The organism is Mesorhizobium sp. M0340 (assembly GCF_040321535.1).
Classification (GTDB): domain Bacteria; phylum Pseudomonadota; class Alphaproteobacteria; order Rhizobiales; family Rhizobiaceae; genus Mesorhizobium.
In genome coordinates this window covers 87439-104672 of sequence record NZ_JAMYRR010000007.1, presented here as the reverse complement: position 1 = coordinate 104672, position 17234 = coordinate 87439, and the positions used below count along the sequence as shown (strand labels likewise).

Sequence of the window (17234 nt, the reverse complement as noted above, 5' to 3'; positions counted from 1 at the left end):
CTACTGTGACGAACAGGATATAAGGCTCTCTGGCAGCAAGCTGGTTGAGGAAAGTCCCACCGTCATGAAGCCTATGAACGAAGAGCACCTGGCCATCCTACGCAGGCACATGGTCGAGATGATTGCAATCCATACCGACCTTGCAAGCGAAGAACTCGGCAAGGCGGCGCTCGATGAACGGGTGATGGCAGCAATGCGGCGATTGCCGCGGCATCTCTTCGTGCCAGCTTCGGTTGCACCTTACGCCTACCAGGACATGCCGCTGCCGATCGGCTTCGATAAAACCGTCTCGCAACCGTTCATCGTCGCCCTCATGATCGATCTTCTTGCTCCCCAACAGCACGAGGCGGTGCTCGAGATCGGCACCGGCCTGGGCTACCAAACCGCAATCCTCGCGGGACTCGCCGGGCAAGTTTGGAGCGTAGAAATCATCGAGGAATTCGCAAGCCGTGCGGAGGCTCTCCTGCATGACCTCGGCTTATCCAATGTCGGCATTCGTGTCGGAGACGGGTCTCGCGGCTGGCCCGAGCACGCTCGACAAAATCCTGGTCACGGCGGCGGCTGAGCAGACACCGCCGGCTTTTCTGACGCAACTCAAGCCGGGGGGACGGCTGGTACTGCCTTTGGGATCTAAAGAAGCACAGTTTCTGACTGTCATCGACAAGGATGCGGCAGGGCAGCTCGAGACCCGGAAACTCATTCCGGTTCGGTTCAGCCGGCTCGAGACCGCCTAGTGATGTGCGACAACCGGCGCGCCGCGCTTTTCCGACCCTCAATCAGATGCCAGCCTTCGCGTTTCTTTCGTCCTTGATGAACGGGAAAAACAACCCGTCGCAGATTTTCCAAACACAAGGCAGCTTGTCTTCTGGGCTCTGCGATCCTTCTTGGCCCTCACAACTTGAGCTGATCATCCTCCCCAGCCGCCTCCCCCGCCGCCGCTCCCGCCGCTCCCACCGCTCCCGCCGCTCCCGCCCGAAGGAGGAATGAACACAGGCGCAGGAACAGGCTCCTCCTCAACCGGTATGATCACTTTCTTGGCGGCCCTCCTGGGAGCAGGCTTGACGACCTTTGACGGAGCAACCCTGCGGACGACCTTTGGCGGGGGAACTCTGCGAAGAACCTTTGGCGCGGGCGTGGCGACCAGCGGCGTCGGTTCAACCCTAGGGACCAGGGAGGTGCAACCCATGAGGCCCACCATGATGCCGGATAACGCTGTTCCAAGTATTGCCTGTTTCAATACTCTGCCTGCCATTGCCTCCTCCTCAGTCAAAACAAGTCCCGACGCGGATTGGCTTCTTCCCAAGCCCGTCTGGCCGCGTTAACCAGTTGCGTGTCCAGTGAACCCGACCGGGGAAAATTCGATTTCAGTTCCTGGCGCAGCTGCTTCAAGGCCGCTGTTTTTGGCTTCGGACCGAACTTTGCCAGCGCTCTTTGGGCGTCCGGCAGTTCCTTGCGCACATCGAGCGCAGCCGCAAACGCAAGGAAACGCACGACATGACCCTGATCGGCCTTGTCGCCTTTTTGCATTTCGAGAGCCGCGCGATCGTAAGCTGCGAACGGGTCACCCCGTGCGATCCCGATTTCGAACAATCGCTGCGCTTCCGCGAGGCTCCGTTCCACACCGACACCGTCCCGATACATGCGTGCGAGGCTGCCGGGCGCATAGGGCTGGCCGAGATCGATTGCCTGCTGAAACAGCGCCAGCGCCGTCTTCGGATCCTTCTCAACGCCCTGCCCAGACAAGTAATTGCGGCCGAGCAGGTTCATAGAATACATATCCTGCCGCTGGACGCCGGCCTGCAGGAACGCAACGGCGCGGGCTTGGTCAGCGGTCACGCCGTTGCGGCCCTCGGTGAAGATCGCGGCCAGATCGTTCATTGCATAGGTATGCCCCATCGCCGCTGCCTTGAGCAGCAGGTCCAACCCCTTGGCCGTGTCGGGCTTGACGCCATACCCATTGAACAAGGCGCGACCCCACGACGTCATGCCGTAGGGATCCCCCTTGTCGGACGCAGCGGCGTAAAGCGCGTTGGCCTGTGCGCGGTCGACAGCCATTCCGGTTCCGGTCGCATACATGTAGCCTAGCTCGAACACGGCACGTACGTGTCCCTTCTTGGCGGCTTGCTCGATGGCTGCCCTGCCCTCATCGACCTTGCCTGCCGCAAGGAGCGCGCGCCCCAGTTCATAGCGGAAGCGCGCAACGTCGGGATAAGCTTTCACGGCGGTCTCGCAAAGCTCTACCGCGCTGGCGCCAATTTCGTTCGGCAGCAGGCCGGGGACGACGCCTTGCAGGTCCAGAGGTTCGCCGGCAGCCGTATCGCACGGATCGACTATCGGCGAGAGTTTCATCGTGGCTGGCTTTGAAGAGCTGCTGTCCGCCCGAATCTCGAAGCCGACCTCGACCGTGGCTTCGGCTCCGATCTGTGGCTCGTAGCGCAGTCGATCGACCTCTGCGGCCATCAGGCTCGACTGGGGCGACAGGGTTCGATCGGGCAGCGAGAGCGTTCCCGTTGTCGGATATTTCGAAACTTTCAGCGTGACAGCGGGATCTTCGGTCGGGAAATCAAGCTTCAGGGAGACCGGACCGACGCCCATGGGAACATCGATGTCGCGGTTTTCGATCGCTTCTGCCGCACCGGTGATATGAATGCCACGCTGCAATACCTTCTGCTTCTGCTCGGCCTCGAGCGAGGCCATGATCTGTTTACCCTGTGGGCCTTCGCCGCTCTTGACCCGAAACACCAGAATGCCCTGGGTTTGACCGCCCCAATTGTCATGCGTGGCATAGGCCAGCATATCCACCTCTTCCTGCGCAGCGACACCCTTGGGAACGTCCATCTGCAAGCGCGGGAGGTCCTTGCCCTGAATCGGCACGCCCACCTCGACGGGGTTGCCGTCCAGCATCAGGCGCCCCAGGGCAGGCGGTCTTTCAATGCTCAGGGTGATCGTGCCGCCGTCGACGTCTACCGGTTCGGGCAGACCCAAGCCGACGGGTCCAACACCCGACAGCACGACCTTCTCCAGCACCGGCGGCAGTGCGGGGCGACTGCTGCGGCGCATCAGCACGACTTCGTCAATCAGTGATGAGTTCTCCCAGGGAACTTGGAGGCCGTTTGTAGCTTCCACCACATCGCGGCGTACCGCCGCCATTACGGTGCGGATTTCCTGGTTAGGCGCTAGCGCGCGACGGGAAAACGCCGCCGAAAACGGGCTGAGTTCGCCGGCCCCGTCATACGCCGCCGCCCCGGGTTCGGTGGCAAATGCAATCAGTGTGTTCAGCGAGCTTCTGACCTGGGCGAGCCCGGCGTTACCGGTGGCAATGAGCTGGTCTCTCAGCCAGTAGTTCTTGCGCGGAAACGGATTGTTGCGGCAGGCATCAAGGATGATCACCTGGATCTTCGATTTCGAACGCAATTGTCCCAGCACATCGTTGAGCTTGATGGCCTGGACCTCGATGTCCGCCGCCTCCTTCAAGGAGGCATCGACCGGGATCAGGAAGTTTTCGCCGCCGATCTGAAAACCGTGGCCGGAATAGTAGACGACCGCCAGGTCGGCGCCGTCAACGGCGGCAAGATAGTTGCGGAACTGTTCTTCGAATTGCAGCTTCGTCAGATCGCTTGCGACGAAGACCTCGAATCCTGCCAGTCGAAATGTTTTCGACACGTCCTCGGCATCCTTGACCGGGTTCTTGAGCGCGGGGAATTGTCGGTAGTCCGAATTGCCGATGACAAAAGCGACCCTTCGGTCGGCGCAAGCGTCAAAAGTCGTGAAGCTCGCAAGGAGGAAGGCTGCGACGATTGCGCAAAGTCGGAGCATGGCAACCCCATAAACGCTGTTACCTCGCGACCACAAGAACACCGCATGGGGTAGCCAGGTCCGTTAGAGAGCATGCAATCTGCCGGGACAAAAAAGGGAGAAAAGCCGTCGCGGCAGCGGGCATATTTCTCACTTGATCAAGTGCTAAATTACATCAGAGACCGCACATCTGCAACGTCTGTCAGACGGCGCCGGCTATCCGATCACTGCCCGCCTCGTCTGGTTCTGGGGATTTACCATTCTCGATTAGGCCTGATCTCGGTATCAGCCCCTCCTGTCGGGTAGATTGCAGGTCCAAAGTGGGCCGTTTCCACGGCCGGGTCCGGAGTTTCTACGCTGATGCACACGCCTGCTTCCATACCGCTGGACGATGACAGCTCCGAAGATGTTCTGAGGGCAGAAACATGTCGAATCGTCAATCACCACCGGCTGGAAACAGCGAGGTTCGGGGTAACACAATGCGGCTGCGCGGCCTGTTGGCTGCGGCCGGTGCTACGACTGCCATGGCGTTCGGATTTGGTAGCCTAGCGCTGACATCCGTTTTTATCAGGCCGCTTGAGGCGGAGTTTGGCTGGTCGCGAGCCGATATTAGCCTTGCCTACACGCTGTCAAGCGTCGGCATGGCCTTGGGCGGGCTGTTCTGGGGCCGGTTGTCCGATCGCCTGAATACCAGAAACCTGCTGTTCATCGGCTCGGCAGGTATGGTGATAGCGCTTGCCGCGATGTCCTTCGCTACTTCGCTCTGGCAGATCTATGCCGCCAATTTCGCGCTGGGCGGGCTCGGCTTTGCCTGTCTTTATGCGCCGGTACTTGCGGTAACCGGGCTCTGGTTCGACCGCCGCCGGGGCCTCGCGGTGGGGACCGTCACAGCAGGAGGAGCCCTAGGTCAAGGCATACTGCCGTACGCCGCGAATGCCTTGATTGATGGCGTCGGCTGGCGCTTCGCATATGCGGTGATGGCGGCGGCGACAATGGCTGCGCTGGCGATCCTTCTGCCTGCGGTTCAAAGGCCGCCCCTCGGCGACGTTCTTCCCGTCCCCGTGCGTTTTTCAACAGAGCCAGCTTTCCAAGGTGGCCGGATTTCTCCCGTGGCGCTCCTGTCTGCGGCAGCCTTTCTCTGCTGCGCCTGCATGGGGGTCCCGCTGATGCACCTCACGAGCTTCGTCACGGCCGTGTGCGGATCTTCGGATGTCGGATCGCTCAGCCTGTTGATCGCGATGCTGTTCGGCGCCGCCGGGCGGATCGCATTCGGGCTCCTCGCCGACCGGGCAGGCAACCTTGCTGCCTATGCACTGGCATCTTTCATTCAGACCGCATGCGTTGCGATTTTTCCCGCGCTAGACCAGCAGCTGAGCCTCATGGTGCTGTCGGCAGTCTTCGGTTTTGGTTTTGCTGGAAACATGACCTGCCTGATCCTCTGCGTACGCCAGTTTGTGCCAGCCGAACGCTTTGGCCAGTCACTCGGCACTGTCATGCTGATCGCCTGGGTAGGCATGGGCATGGCCGGTTATTTCGGCGGCTTCGTCTATGACCACTTCGGCAGCTATAGGCCCGCTTTCCTAATTGCATCTGCCGCGGGCGCAGCCAATCTGGCCGTGCTGGCTGTATTGGCGTCGTTCGGTGCGAGAGCGCTGGCCCCATGCGGCGGCGGACTTCCAGATCCTGCAGTGGGCCACTGATTCAAGCGTTGGAATCGCTGAATTCCACGTTGGGTCAAACGCTGCAAACCTCGGCTTTCCTGCCAATTTCAGAGATCAAAGGGACGGAATGCCGCCGTCGCTAAACAAGGACCAACTGAGATGAGCCCAATCCACGACAGCATTCTCGACACGATCGGTGACACGCCGGTCGTGCGCCTTTCGCGCATAAACAACGGCGCCGCCTCGCTCTATGCCAAGATCGAAGCGTTCAATCCTGGCGGATCGGTCAAGGACCGTTTTGCCGCCGCCGTCATCCAACAAGCGGAGCGTTCTGGATTACTTCGACCTGGCCAGACCGTGATCGAGGCGACGAGTGGCAACACAGGCATTGGGCTCGCCATGGTTTGCGCCACGAAACGCTATCCTCTTGTTATCGTCATGCCGGAAAACGCCAGCCTCGAACGCCGCAAGCTCATGCGTTTCTTCGGTGCCAAGGTCGTGTTGACACCTGCCGTCGAGCGTGGCAGCGGCATGCTGGCCAAGGCGATCGAGCTGGCCGAAACGCACGGCTGGTTCCTCTGCCGGCAATTCGAGACGCCCGTCAACGCCGATATTCATGCCCGCACGACAGCGCTCGAAATTCTCGCGGCTTTCCAGGACCGTCCACTCGATTACTGGGTCACCGGCACAGGGACCGGCGGAACTCTTGCCGGTGTGGCGCGAGTGCTCAGGCGCGAGCGGCCGCAAACGCGAATCATCGTGTGCGAGCCCGATAATTCGGCACTGCTGTCGAGCGGCATTCCCCAAAGCTTTGACGACCACGGACTGCCGACACGAGCGCACACCCGCTTCCGGCCACACCCGATGCAGGGGTGGAGCCCAGATTTCATTCCGCAAATTGTAGGCAATGCCATGGCCGACAACCTTGTGGACGAGATCCTGCCCGTTTCAGGTGCCAGCGCCCTAGAAGTCGCACGCCGGCTTGCGAAGGAAGAAGGAATATTGGCGGGCATCTCCGGCGGAGCAACCTTGAGCGGGGCACTGGAAATCGCTCGGCGCGCCGGCCCGGACCAGAGCGTGCTCTGCATGTTGCCTGACACAGGCGAGCGGTATCTCAGCACGATCCTGTTCGATCATATCAGCGACGAAATGTCGGAGGCCGAGGAGGCGATCTCTCACTCTACACCCGGCTACCGCTTCGACCGGCCGCCATCCTTCGCGCTGTCATCGGCGCCCGCGAACGACATCCAAATCGATCCGTCGGCGCATGAGTTTATTGATGAGGCGATCAATGATTTGGAGCACCCGGTAGTCATGTTCGCTCTGACATGGTGCGAATTCTGCTGGACGGTAAGAAAGCTCTTCGATCGTGCCGGAATCGCCTACAAGTCCATCGACATCGATACCCCGGAATTCCAGAAGATCGGCCTGGACGGAGAAATCCGAAAGGCCCTGAGAGCCCGGATTGGCTCGCCTACAATTCCGCAGGTCTTTGTCGGCGGCGAGCATCTCGGTGGCTGCCTGGATACACTTGCAGCATGGCGAGACGGCACGCTCGGCGCCCGGCTGGAGTCTATTGGCGCAAACTACACACCCGGCGCATGTGCAAATCCCGACAGCCTGCTGCCCCGATGGATGCGGGCGGCGGCGTGAGACGCATCGTCGCTACCAACCCAGAACGAGCCAACACGGACGCCATCCGCTTACGGCTCGGCTTCATGTAGACTTTTCCGTGCCGACCTCCCCGAAGCGAGGAGCAAGTCAGATCGCTCGCGTTTCTGAAACGAACGGTTTCGGCAGCGGCACGAACTTGATACAATCTACCGCTAATTTAGCAGGCGCACTGGGATCGGCAAAGTGTCGCTCGAAATTCGCCTCCTCGGAGATCTGACCGTCCTTCGCCATGGCGAGGTCGTTTCCTTGCCGCGTTCGAAAAAGACGCGGGCGCTGCTGGCCTATCTTGCGCTTGTCGAGCGCCCGCAGCGGCGCGAGCGCCTTTGCGAAATGTTCTGGGAGGTACCGGACGACCCTCGCGGCGCTCTTCGCTGGAGTCTCTCCAAGATACGGCAGGTCGTCGACCTCGGGCAGGGCGAGATCCTGCAAGCCGACCGCAACGCAGTTCGCCTGAACACCAGCCAAATGACGCTGGACATCGCGCCTCTCCGGGGCCTCGGCGCTCGCGACATAGAGGCCCTTGAACGGGAGCAACTGGAGGCCCTCGCCCGAGCGTTTCGCGGACGTTTCCTGGATGACCTTTCATTGCCGCGCTGTCCGGAATTCGAGGCCTGGCGCATTGCGACTGCCGACGAACTACACGTGACGCGTCTGCGCATCCTTCGCGTGCTCGTCGACCGGCTGGCGGATGATGACCCTGCTCGGGCGCTTCCGTACGCGCATGACCTGCAGGCGCTGGAGCCCGAGGACGGCGCACTTCGAGCCGACATCCGCCGTCTAAGCGAGGCTGCACGGCAGTCCGCCATGGTCCAAAGCAGCGCCACGAGAACGGACACTCAGATCGCTCCCGCGGGTGAGACCGTCACTTCGACGCAGGTTCTGCCTACGCCGGAGATGCAGCTTGCTTCTCCGCCGGAAGTGGTGCTTGCGCAGGAGATCCGCCGGTGCACGACACCCGACGGCGCGCGCCTGGCCTACGCATTGAGTGGTCAAGGTCCCCCTTTGGTGAGGGCCGCCCACTGGATGTCCCATCTCGAGCTCGAATGGGACAGTCCGGTGTGGAAGCATTGGATCGAGGGCCTCTCCGCGCACTACCAGCTGATACGCTACGACCAGCGCGGCAACGGCCTATCAGACCGGTATCCCGCCGACCTTTCCTTTGATGCCATGGTCGCCGACTTGGAGAGCATCATCGATGCCGCTGGTCTGCGCCGCGTATCCCTGCTTGGCATTTCCCAAGGGTGTGCCGTCTCGATCGCCTATGCCGTAAGGCATCCTGAGCGCGTGGCGGGAATGGTGCTGTATGGCGGATTTACCAAGGGCTGGCGCAAACGAGGCAATCAGCGCGAAATAGCGCGTCGCGAAGCCATGGGAGCGCTGATACAGGAGGGCTGGGGCCAAGACGACCCGGTATTCCGCCAGATGTTCACCTCCCTCTTCATTCCGGAAGCAACGCCGGAACAGAAGAATTGGTACAATGAGCTGCAACGCAGTACCGTCTCGCCGGAGATTGCCCATCGAATCTTCGAGGAAGGCGCCGTCATCGATGTGGACGACCTGTTGCCCCGAGTTCGCGTTCCGACCCTGGTGATGCATGCCATTGAGGATGCCGTCATTCCGTTCGATCATGGTCAGGCAATGGCTGGGAAAATCCCCGGCGCGCGTTTCGTGGCGCTCGATAGCGCCAATCACGTGCTGCTTGGTCACGAACCGGCGTTCGCAACCTTTGTGGATGAAACGCGTCGTTTTCTTGCGGACCCCGAACAGACGCAGCAACTCGCGGGTCCTCCGGCGTCCTTGGGAATCAACCGCTCTCGGCAGTACATAACTGTGCTTGCCGCGGAAGTGGTCAGTCCCATGCATCTCCTCGAAACAGAAGATCCGGAGGTGGCGATCCGCGAATTCCAGCCCCTCGAGGATCGCTTGATACAGGTCGTGGAGAGCCATGGCGGTACCATCACATCGTCTGCTGACGGGACAATCACGGCAGCATTCGGCCTTGCTCGCGCCACAGAGGATCACGCGTATCTTGCGTGCCGCGCCGCGCTTGCGGCTAAGCTAGCCGTGGAGGAGCTCTCCCACGGCGGCACCCGGTTGAGGGCCGGAATAGACACCGGCGAGGTCATCGTGCGGCAACAATGGACGAGCGAAGGCAGCAAGGTTGAACTGGCCGGCGCCGCGCCGCGTGCAGCCAACCGGCTGATGCGTGCCTTGCACCGTGCGACGATCGCCGCAACGGCCCGGGCGCGCGCAGCCGCCGGAGGCTATGTGCAGATGCACCGCTTAGCGCATTCGGAGCATCCGCAACTTGGCCGTGACGAACGTATTTACGAATTGTTGGGCGAGAACCACGCTCTGTCGCGCTGGCACCTGAGGGCCAACCGCGGCCTTACCGGATTGGTGGCGCGCGAGCTTGAGCTCAAAATGCTTCTTGCAACTTGGCGCCGGGTCAGGGAGGGCCACGGCCAGATCATTGGGATCGTCGCCGATCCCGGCATGGGCAAGTCGAGACTTGCCCACGAATTTCTCTCCCTCGACGAGGTTGCTGGTTTTACTGTCCTTGAATGCGGCGGTTTGGAGTTTGATTCATCGGTCGCTCTGGGCACTGTAAAGAAGCTGTTGCTCTCGGCTTGTGGCATTCGCGGCGAGGACGGCTTGGCGGACGCCCAGCGCCTGTTTGCCCTTAAGCAGGCGGAACTGGACCTGGATCCACGTCATGCGGCGCCGCTTTCATTCCTCGCGGACCTGCCGGTCAACGATTCTGCGTGGCGGCATCTCGATGCGCGGGAGCGGACCTCACGGGTATCCGAGGCGATGAGCGCTTTTCTGGTTGCTTTGAGCCGAGCCTCGCCCGTCGCCATGCTTATAGAGGATCTGCACTGGATCGATGCTGAGAGCGAGGCCGTGGTCAACAGGCTGGTCGAAGTGATGGGCGCCAACCGCATCATGCTTCTCGCCACCTATAGGCCGCAGTACCGGCATGAATGGAACCGCCGCGGCTATTTTCAGCAGATGAGGCTGGAGCGGTTCGCGCGGGACGAAATGGACCAGTTCCTCACCGAATTACTGGGATCCGATCCCAGCCTGGGTGAACTGCGGAAAACACTTGCCGAGCGGGCCGAGGGCACACCGCTCTTTCTGGAAGAAATGGTGCGCCGACTGGTTGCGGACGGTGCACTTGTCGGCCATTCGGGCCGCTACGAGCTCAAGACGCCGGTGGACTCCATCACCATCCCCTCGACGGTTCAGTCGCTCATCGCCGCACGTATCCAGCAGCTGGGTGACTCGGAAAGGCAGGTACTCCAAGTCGCTTCGGTTATCGGTAAGAATGTTCCATATCCGCTGCTGAGCGCGCTCTCGCCGCTGCCGGATGCCGAACTGGAATCATGCCTGGCCAAACTGCAGAGTCTGGAATTCCTGTTCGAGGTCCAGAGCTATCCTAACGTGGAATATACGTTCAAGCACGCCTTGACGCTCAAGGTGGCCTACGAATCCCTGCTGGCGGAGGACCGAAAAAGGCTGCATCGGGGTGCACTGCTTGCGATGGACACGCTCTATGCCGGATCGCTGAACCATCACGTCGAGGAAATGGCGGAGCACGCGCTTCGTGCCGAGGCGTGGGAACCTGCCGCGGACTATCTGCTGCAAGCGGCGGGTCGGGCTGAGGAACGCTCGGCCTATTCCGCCGCCGTCCAGTTCCTAGAACGCGCCCGCAAGGCGGTCGCCGCGTTGCCCCGAAATCCGAAAACTCTCGCCCAAGCAATAGCCCTGCGGGTGCGGATGCGGCCTGCCTACGGCGCCCTGGGTGCCTATCGGAAGGCGCTGCCGCAGCTGTTGGAAGCGCGCGAACTGGCCATGGAACTGGGCGATCCGCAACTCATCTCCGAGGTGCTGCTCCATTTGAGCTATCTCAACAGCTCCCATGGCCGCTACGAGGAGGCGCTGGAACCGGCCGACACACTCAAGCGCGGCGCCACGGCAAATGGCGTGCAGCGCTGCATAAGCGAGTCGGATCTGGCCGCCTCACAGGCGCTTCTGATCCGCAGCGAGGCGCGGCAGGTGCTCGAGCGGCTTGTTCCGCATGAGGAGAGGTTCACCAAAGCTTGGCGTCTGGAGCGTTTCGGACAGCTCGGTGCGCGAGCGGTTTGGTACCTGGGACATCGCGCGCAGGCCGAAGCGCGCCTTGGCCGTTTCGACGATGCGGAGCGTTCGCTTGCCGAACTCCAGAAGGTCGCCGCCGAAGTGGCGCGCCCGATCGACAGCTGCGCTGCCGCCTATTTCACCGGTGTGGTGGGTGTCCTGCGCGGGCCCGAGCCGGAGCTTGTCGAGGCGTTGCAGTTGTGGTCCTCCGAAGCTGCGACCAGCGCATCAATCCTTCTGCGGCCATGGCTGTTGACGATGCTTGGGCACGCGGAATTCCTGCTCGGCCGCAACTACGACGCGGGCGCCACCTTGGAAATGGCGGTGACCGAGGCTGAGCGGCTCGATCTTGCCCAGTTCGAATGTCACGCGCGCGCGGTGCTCGCATGCGTGCGTGCGCGCCTGTGTGAGCCGGAAGCTGCGGCCAATCTGGGCCATGCGCTCGAGCTTGCACGGGGACGTGGCGATCCGTGGAGCGAGATCATCGTACTGCGCGGTATTGCCGAGCTGAAACCTCCCAGATCAGCCATGAGCTGGCTCGAACAGGCCTGCAATCTTGCCAGGCGGGTTGAATTGCGGCCGGAGCTTGCCCGCTCCTTGTTGGCTCTCGGCCTCGCGAAGCGTCGCGGTAAAATCGCTAGCGCGGATGCCGCTCTCGCGGAAGCGGGCAGGCTCTACTCAGAAATGCAGATGCGGAGGATTTTTCCGACACAGAGGTCCCGGCCGGAAAAATCGCGCGCGATCGCATAACCGCTACGGTGTGATCCCCCGCACCCAAGGATCTGCTTCGAAGGTTTGCGCTGCCCTTAGGGCAAGCAAGTCGCGGTCACGCGGCTCGCGATCGTGCGGTGTCGTGCAACAATATCCCACGGACCAAACGATCCGCCACCAGATTTGCGTGGGTCAGCGGCCCCATATGTCCGGCGCCAGGAACAATCGCCCCGATCGCAGTCGGAACACGGGAAACGAGTTCCCGGGCGATGAGCTGCGTTGGAACTGGCGCAAATTCGCCACGCAATACCAGGACCGGAAAGCCAAACCGGGCATATTCGCTTGCTGGCGTCGATTCATGGATCAATGCCTGGAAGTCCAGGCTGGCCTTCGGCAGAAACCGCACAAGCGCCACCTGCAGTTCCGGCTTCATCGCAGCGAATGCGCCGTCCCCACCCCAATAGTCGATAAAACGAGCTGTCGCGGTCTGGTAACGGCCGTTGATCAGGCCGTCTTGAACGGCGCCTGTGATCCCCAAGATCTCACCCAATGCCTCGTGCCCCTCCGATTCCAGCTCGCGCAGCAGGTGAAAGGCAGAGGGCTCATAAAGCGAGAGGCTGGCTATTCGATGTGGACGCTTCGCAGCTATATGCAGCGCCAATCCACCGCCATAGGAATGGCCAACAAGATGCACAAGTCCCTCATGGCGATCGATCATTTCTATGATGGCAGCGGCTTCGTCAGCCAAACGGAAAGCGGCGGAACCAGTCCAGGTTCCGCCGCCCGGCGCGCCGATCAGATCGGGTGCGCTGAACCGGAACGTGTCGTCGAGCCGCTCCAACAATGCGCGCCATTGTCGTCCGCTGCCGCCCGAACAGTGCAGGGCGATTACAAGCGGTGCGTTGCACGCCTCATGCAAGACATTGAACGTCGATGCGGCGGTCACCGAGCCCCGCCCTCCTCCTCCTTCGAAGGACGCATCCGACGGCTGGTATCACGCCTGCCAAACGAGGTGATCGAGTTGATTTCTAAGCGGGTGACGCCGACGTCGCGCAAGATGTAGTCTGGCAACCTCGTAAAGCTGCCGACGATCCCCGTGGATGCGAATGAAACGCCAGACTGCGGCCAACATTGTTCCGCCGGCCCCGCGCAAACCTCGCGTTGTGGTGAGGGACCCGGATGGATTTACCATTGCACTCATTGTTTTCTCCATTGGTTGCGGGCCGCTGACTGCGGCGCCAGTGGGGACCTTTGTCGGGGTCCGCCGTGTGCCTCATCGTTGAAGGCAGCGTGGATTTTTGCCGCGCCAGCGTTGTATTGGGCGGTCAGGCCGCGGCTCGGTGCGGAGCAGCGAGAAACATTGCCAGGTGCGCCGTCAGCGCCTCGGCATCGCGGCCGACACCGTCAAGGAAGCTGGAGCTTCGATGACGCATGAAATTGAGGCCGAGCACGTAAAGTCCCGGGTACGGACAGACGCCGCCATCGTTCAGAATTTCCCCCTGGGCGTCGAAAACATCCAGCTTCAGCCATGGGTATTCCCGGCGATAGCCGGTGGCCCATACGACGGTCTCGATACCCTGGTCGATGAGATCGATTTCGGTCGGCTCGGCGTTCAGAATCAGGTTCGGAATGGGAAGCGGATCGATTGGGCAGCGGCCCTCGCCGACGGCCGCGCGGTCGATCTTGGCCAGCACCCGCCTCAGCCTGCGTTCCGCCGCCGTGGTCGTGTCAGCGAGATCGCCGTCGAACCGAATGCGTGTATCGCCAGCGGCAGCCGCTCGACCGACAAGACGAACGCCTTGCCCCTCGAGACCGGCAAGGTCGAGCGTCCTGCGTTCGGGTGTGCCTATCAGCTGTAACGAGGGCTGCCGTCTTGCTGCATCAAGATCCGGAACTTCAGCGACGGGCTTGGCGAGCATTCCCAGCCGGTCGAGCCACCACATGATGTCGTGCCCGCGGTAAAGCCTCGGTAGGGGTGTATGACTGCCGACCGACAGGGTCACCGGGCGCCCGGAGCGATTGATCTCTTCCGCAAGTTGTATGCCGGTCGCCGAGGCCCCGGCCACGAGAACGCCACCCTGAGGCAGTTGCTGAGGATTGCGATAGCCCCGCGGCACGATCTGCCTGATACGGGGGGAGATCTGCCTCGCTATTGACGGAATGCGTGGCCTGTCGCTGTATCCGGTCGCGACCACGATCGCACGCACGCTCCATTGGCCGCGATTGGTCAGCAGCCGGAAGCCTCTGTCGATCCTTTTGGTCGAGAGCACCTCCACACCGTCCTCTATCGGTGAAGTTGTCGAGCGCGCGTAATTCTCCAGGAATGCGACGGTCTCGGCCGTTGTCATGAAGCCATCGGGGTCGGCACCGCGATAGCTGCCGCCGGGCAGGCGCGTCATCCAGTTGGGCGTGAGCAGGCGAAGGGAATCCCACCTTTCACTGCGCCAGCGCTCAGCGATCCGGCCGCGCTCCAGCACGACATGGTCGATGCCGCTTTCGCTCAGACAATGGCTCATGGCGAGACCCGCCTGTCCGGCGCCGATGACGGCCACGTCTGTGCGCTGCATGGAATCTGCACCTTATATAGCGGGGCACCAGATCGCCGGCGCCATCCTTTCCTGGACGAAGCCGGCGATGTTGCTTCGATCAGAGATCAGCCTTTCACGGCAACCGAGATCGGCACGCCGTTGGTCAGTACGTCGAACACCGCGGAACGGGCACGCGACTGCATTACGATCTCCTCGAGCTTCTCGGCAGGAGCATCGCCCTTGATTTTGAAGGAGACACGGATGCCCTGATAGCCGTTGCGGACTTCATTCGAGATGCCGAGGATGCCGCGAAGGTCGATGTCGCCTTTCACTGTCGCTTCCACCTGATGAAGCGTCACCCCACGCACGGCCGCAATGTTCGCAATACCGGCTGTAAGGCATGAAGCAAGCGCGTGGAGAAGATATTCGACCGGCGTCGGGCCGTTGTCGGCGCCGCACAGGACCGCTGGATGGTCGCTATCAGCCTGGTAGGCCATCGCGTGGGACTGCTCGGCGCCGGCTCCGAAGAAGTTGGTCATCGTGCTGCTGCTGTGGGTGCCCGCAATCCACCGGCTTTTGGCACGGAACTGGAACTTGGCAAGCTCCGGCTGGCCCGCGACGGCGTTTATGGTGGCCAGAAGGGTGGGCGTGTCAACGCCGTTCCTCGGCTCCCGCGGCGCCTTCTTCATGGAAGCCTTTTCCATGACCATTGTGTCGTCCTGCATGTCATTCACTCCTGAGTTCGGATGTTGCGCGACCGGGATCGCCCCGGACGGCTAAACCTCGGCCGTCAGCGTTTGATGTGCAGTGGGAACGGCAGTGGGAAATCGAGAGGTTTTTTGCACTAGCCTCGTGAACAGCGCCAGATCCGCAATCCAGCGAAACGACGGGCCTTCAAACGCTTGTTTCCCCGCAAAGCTGCGATCACCCGCAAGCGCCGAGAAGGCGTGCCAACCGAAACCGCAGGAGATCAGACCATGTCTCGTTCATTTGGGATAGAGGCCCGCCCGTCCTCAACCGACTGGGCAGTCATCGTTCGCACCAACCAAGGCTGAGGTGCCTGCCACATTGCGAAGATCCACACGTATGCGGGCACCTTAAATCGCCCCGATCAATGTGGACGCAACGACGCCCTTTAAACTGATACGTGTTACTCTGGAAGTCCCGCCCTACGAAGGCCCTCGGTATACCTATTCCGATCGTCCATCGCCGGAACGGCGGCAATACGTCGACAAGATTCGAAAGCCGCAGCGCCGGGTCGAACGCGCATAGCGGGCGATCATTTCCCTGGCTTCCGCGAGCCGCCCCGCCCAGGCATGGCCCGCCGCCACTACGCGCATCGCGCTCGCGTAGTTTGGTTGGTGCCGCAACGACCTTCCAGCCCACGCGACGGCATCGCCGTAGCGGCCAGCACAGAAATGAGCGAGCCCAGTGTTGAACTGCCAAGCGAACAGGCGCGGATCAAATGGGCTCAGCCGCATCGCACGCGCGGCGTGTTCGACGGCTCTGTCTGGCTCGCCCAAGCAAACCTTCACCCAGCTGTTGGGGCCCAAGGCAGCTGCCAAGTTCGGGTTGAGAGCGAGCGCGCGATCGAGGCAAGCTGCGCTCTCATCGAGGTCACCACTTACATAGCCGAGGACGTACCCACCGTGGGAGAGCGCGACCGCATCGTCCCTCCCAAATTTCAACCGCTTTCCTGGCTAGTTGCCATTGGGGGAGTAACGTCCCCTCCTCTTTTGCAGCAGCCAGGAATGCCTTGCGGGCCTCCTCAGTTTCCATCTCGTCGAATATCACGGCCATGCAAACGCGCACCGCGAGGTCCCACCCAGGGCCACGCTTCGTCCACTTCACCAGCTCCTCGCCGGCTGTCTTGGCGTTGTCGACGTTGCGGATGATCCGGGACGCTCGGTTTTGACGGGGGCAGCCGGAGGGCTGAACCAGTGACGAGACGTGAGGGGCCTTAGGGGCGGCTAGCGAGTTTCCTCTCCACTAGCCCGCTAGCGATGAGATGGTTAACCTTTTGTTAGCCATGTGTGGGACCGTGATGGGACTGTTTCCAAACGTTCGTCGACCGTTGTCTTGGCGGTCGGTACGAAGCCGTTATGCATCATCTTCCAGTATTTGTCGCCCTGGCCATTTCGCTTGTCGTGGGTTTAGCCGTGGCGATGGGTTTAACATGAACGCCAACACGCTCCCAAGCGAGGCTATTCGTGGTGGTCGAACGCGACTGACAGTCGGAAGGCCGGGGCCGCACCGACTATAAGGTAGACCAGCTCATCGTCAGTAACCAGCAGATGCGGAGCGCCCCCGCGCACCGGCGGCCTCCCCGCAATCCAAATAGACGTCTTTCAGCTGTTTGATTGGCATGTCAGCGTGAGCGAACGCGAGGCCCTGAGCGTCAGAAGCCGACAATGAAGCCGGACTGATTGCGATCAGCACGGTGCCGAGCGTCACAGGCGCGAGGGACTTAACAACTGACATGATCATTTTGAGATCCCCAGCTCCCGTCGGTCAACATCCAGTCCTTGGGGTCGCAGGTGTAGTGCCGTTCGAAGGTCCCATCCGCGCGCCGCTGCTTGTCGAAGCCTCGATCTAAGGCTCGATCGCGCGCTCGTGGACCAGCCAAAGGGGATCTCGGCCGAGGCGTAGCCACTGCCGGCGGCCAACCGTTTCGGGATCGAGGCCGAAGCGATCCTGGTGCGCTCGATCGTCGTGCCGGCCGCGC

The 17234-nt window shown here is 61.6% G+C and carries 9 protein-coding genes and 1 pseudogene; 4 read left to right on the top strand and 6 right to left on the bottom strand.

All coding sequences use genetic code 11. The features are described 5' to 3' along the window. The first annotated feature begins 64 nt into the window (after positions 1-64). Positions 65-734: pseudogene (locus NKI79_RS12920) on the top strand (protein-L-isoaspartate(D-aspartate) O-methyltransferase). Between the two features lie 532 nt (positions 735-1266). Here the strand turns inward: NKI79_RS12920 and NKI79_RS12915 are convergent. Further along, the gene (locus NKI79_RS12915) at positions 1267-3816 is read right to left on the bottom strand and encodes a caspase family protein (protein WP_352801977.1); all 2550 of its coding nucleotides are present in this window, start codon (positions 3814-3816) and stop codon (positions 1267-1269) included. A 458-nt stretch (positions 3817-4274) separates the two neighbouring features. On the opposite strand from NKI79_RS12915, the gene NKI79_RS12910 reads away from it, so the two are divergent. The 3 genes from NKI79_RS12910 to NKI79_RS12900 all read left to right on the top strand — a co-directional run bounded on the left by NKI79_RS12910 (position 4275) and on the right by NKI79_RS12900 (position 12020). Beyond that, positions 4275-5495 (top strand): MFS transporter, encoded by a 1221-nt coding sequence (locus tag NKI79_RS12910; protein ID WP_352801975.1) that lies wholly within the window; start codon positions 4275-4277, stop codon positions 5493-5495. A gap of 120 nt (positions 5496-5615) precedes the next feature. Beyond that, on the top strand, positions 5616-7109 hold the full coding sequence (gene cysK, locus NKI79_RS12905) for a cysteine synthase A (protein ID WP_352801973.1): 1494 nt from the start codon (positions 5616-5618) through the stop codon (positions 7107-7109). A gap of 204 nt (positions 7110-7313) precedes the next feature. Continuing rightward, positions 7314-12020: an alpha/beta fold hydrolase gene (locus tag NKI79_RS12900; RefSeq protein ID WP_352801971.1), complete on the top strand. Its 4707-nt coding sequence runs from the start codon at positions 7314-7316 to the stop codon at positions 12018-12020. Between the two features lie 76 nt (positions 12021-12096). On the opposite strand, the gene NKI79_RS12895 is transcribed toward NKI79_RS12900, so the two are convergent. From NKI79_RS12895 to NKI79_RS12875, 5 genes are all read right to left on the bottom strand, one after another. Continuing rightward, positions 12097-12927 (bottom strand): alpha/beta fold hydrolase, encoded by an 831-nt coding sequence (locus NKI79_RS12895; protein ID WP_352801969.1) that lies wholly within the window; start codon positions 12925-12927, stop codon positions 12097-12099. 379 nt (positions 12928-13306) lie between these two features. After that, complete coding sequence (locus NKI79_RS12890; protein ID WP_352801967.1) at positions 13307-14548, bottom strand: NAD(P)-binding domain-containing protein; 1242 nt, start codon at positions 14546-14548, stop codon at positions 13307-13309. Positions 14549-14634: 86 nt separating this feature from the next. Further along, positions 14635-15234 (bottom strand): OsmC family protein, encoded by a 600-nt coding sequence (locus NKI79_RS12885; protein ID WP_352801965.1) that lies wholly within the window; start codon positions 15232-15234, stop codon positions 14635-14637. Between the two features lie 892 nt (positions 15235-16126). Then, on the bottom strand, positions 16127-16402 hold the full coding sequence (locus NKI79_RS12880) for a DUF982 domain-containing protein (RefSeq protein WP_352802102.1): 276 nt from the start codon (positions 16400-16402) through the stop codon (positions 16127-16129). A gap of 387 nt (positions 16403-16789) precedes the next feature. After that, positions 16790-16996 carry a hypothetical protein gene (locus NKI79_RS12875; RefSeq protein ID WP_352801963.1) on the bottom strand — a complete coding sequence of 69 codons (207 nt, stop codon included), beginning with the start codon at positions 16994-16996 and terminating at the stop codon, positions 16790-16792. Positions 16997-17234 lie beyond the last annotated feature (238 nt).

Bases quoted from the DNA above. Each gene is read 5' to 3' on its own strand.
- NKI79_RS12915 (WP_352801977.1), bottom strand. From the start codon at position 3,816: ATGCTCCGACTTTGCGCAATCGTCGCAGCCTTCCTCCTTGCGAGCTTC.
- NKI79_RS12910 (WP_352801975.1), top strand. From the start codon at position 4,275: ATGCGGCTGCGCGGCCTGTTGGCTGCGGCCGGTGCTACGACTGCCATG.
- cysK (WP_352801973.1), top strand. From the start codon at position 5,616: ATGAGCCCAATCCACGACAGCATTCTCGACACGATCGGTGACACGCCG.
- NKI79_RS12890 (WP_352801967.1), bottom strand. From the start codon at position 14,548: ATGCAGCGCACAGACGTGGCCGTCATCGGCGCCGGACAGGCGGGTCTC.
- NKI79_RS12885 (WP_352801965.1), bottom strand. From the start codon at position 15,234: ATGCAGGACGACACAATGGTCATGGAAAAGGCTTCCATGAAGAAGGCG.
- NKI79_RS12875 (WP_352801963.1), bottom strand. From the start codon at position 16,996: ATGATCATGTCAGTTGTTAAGTCCCTCGCGCCTGTGACGCTCGGCACC.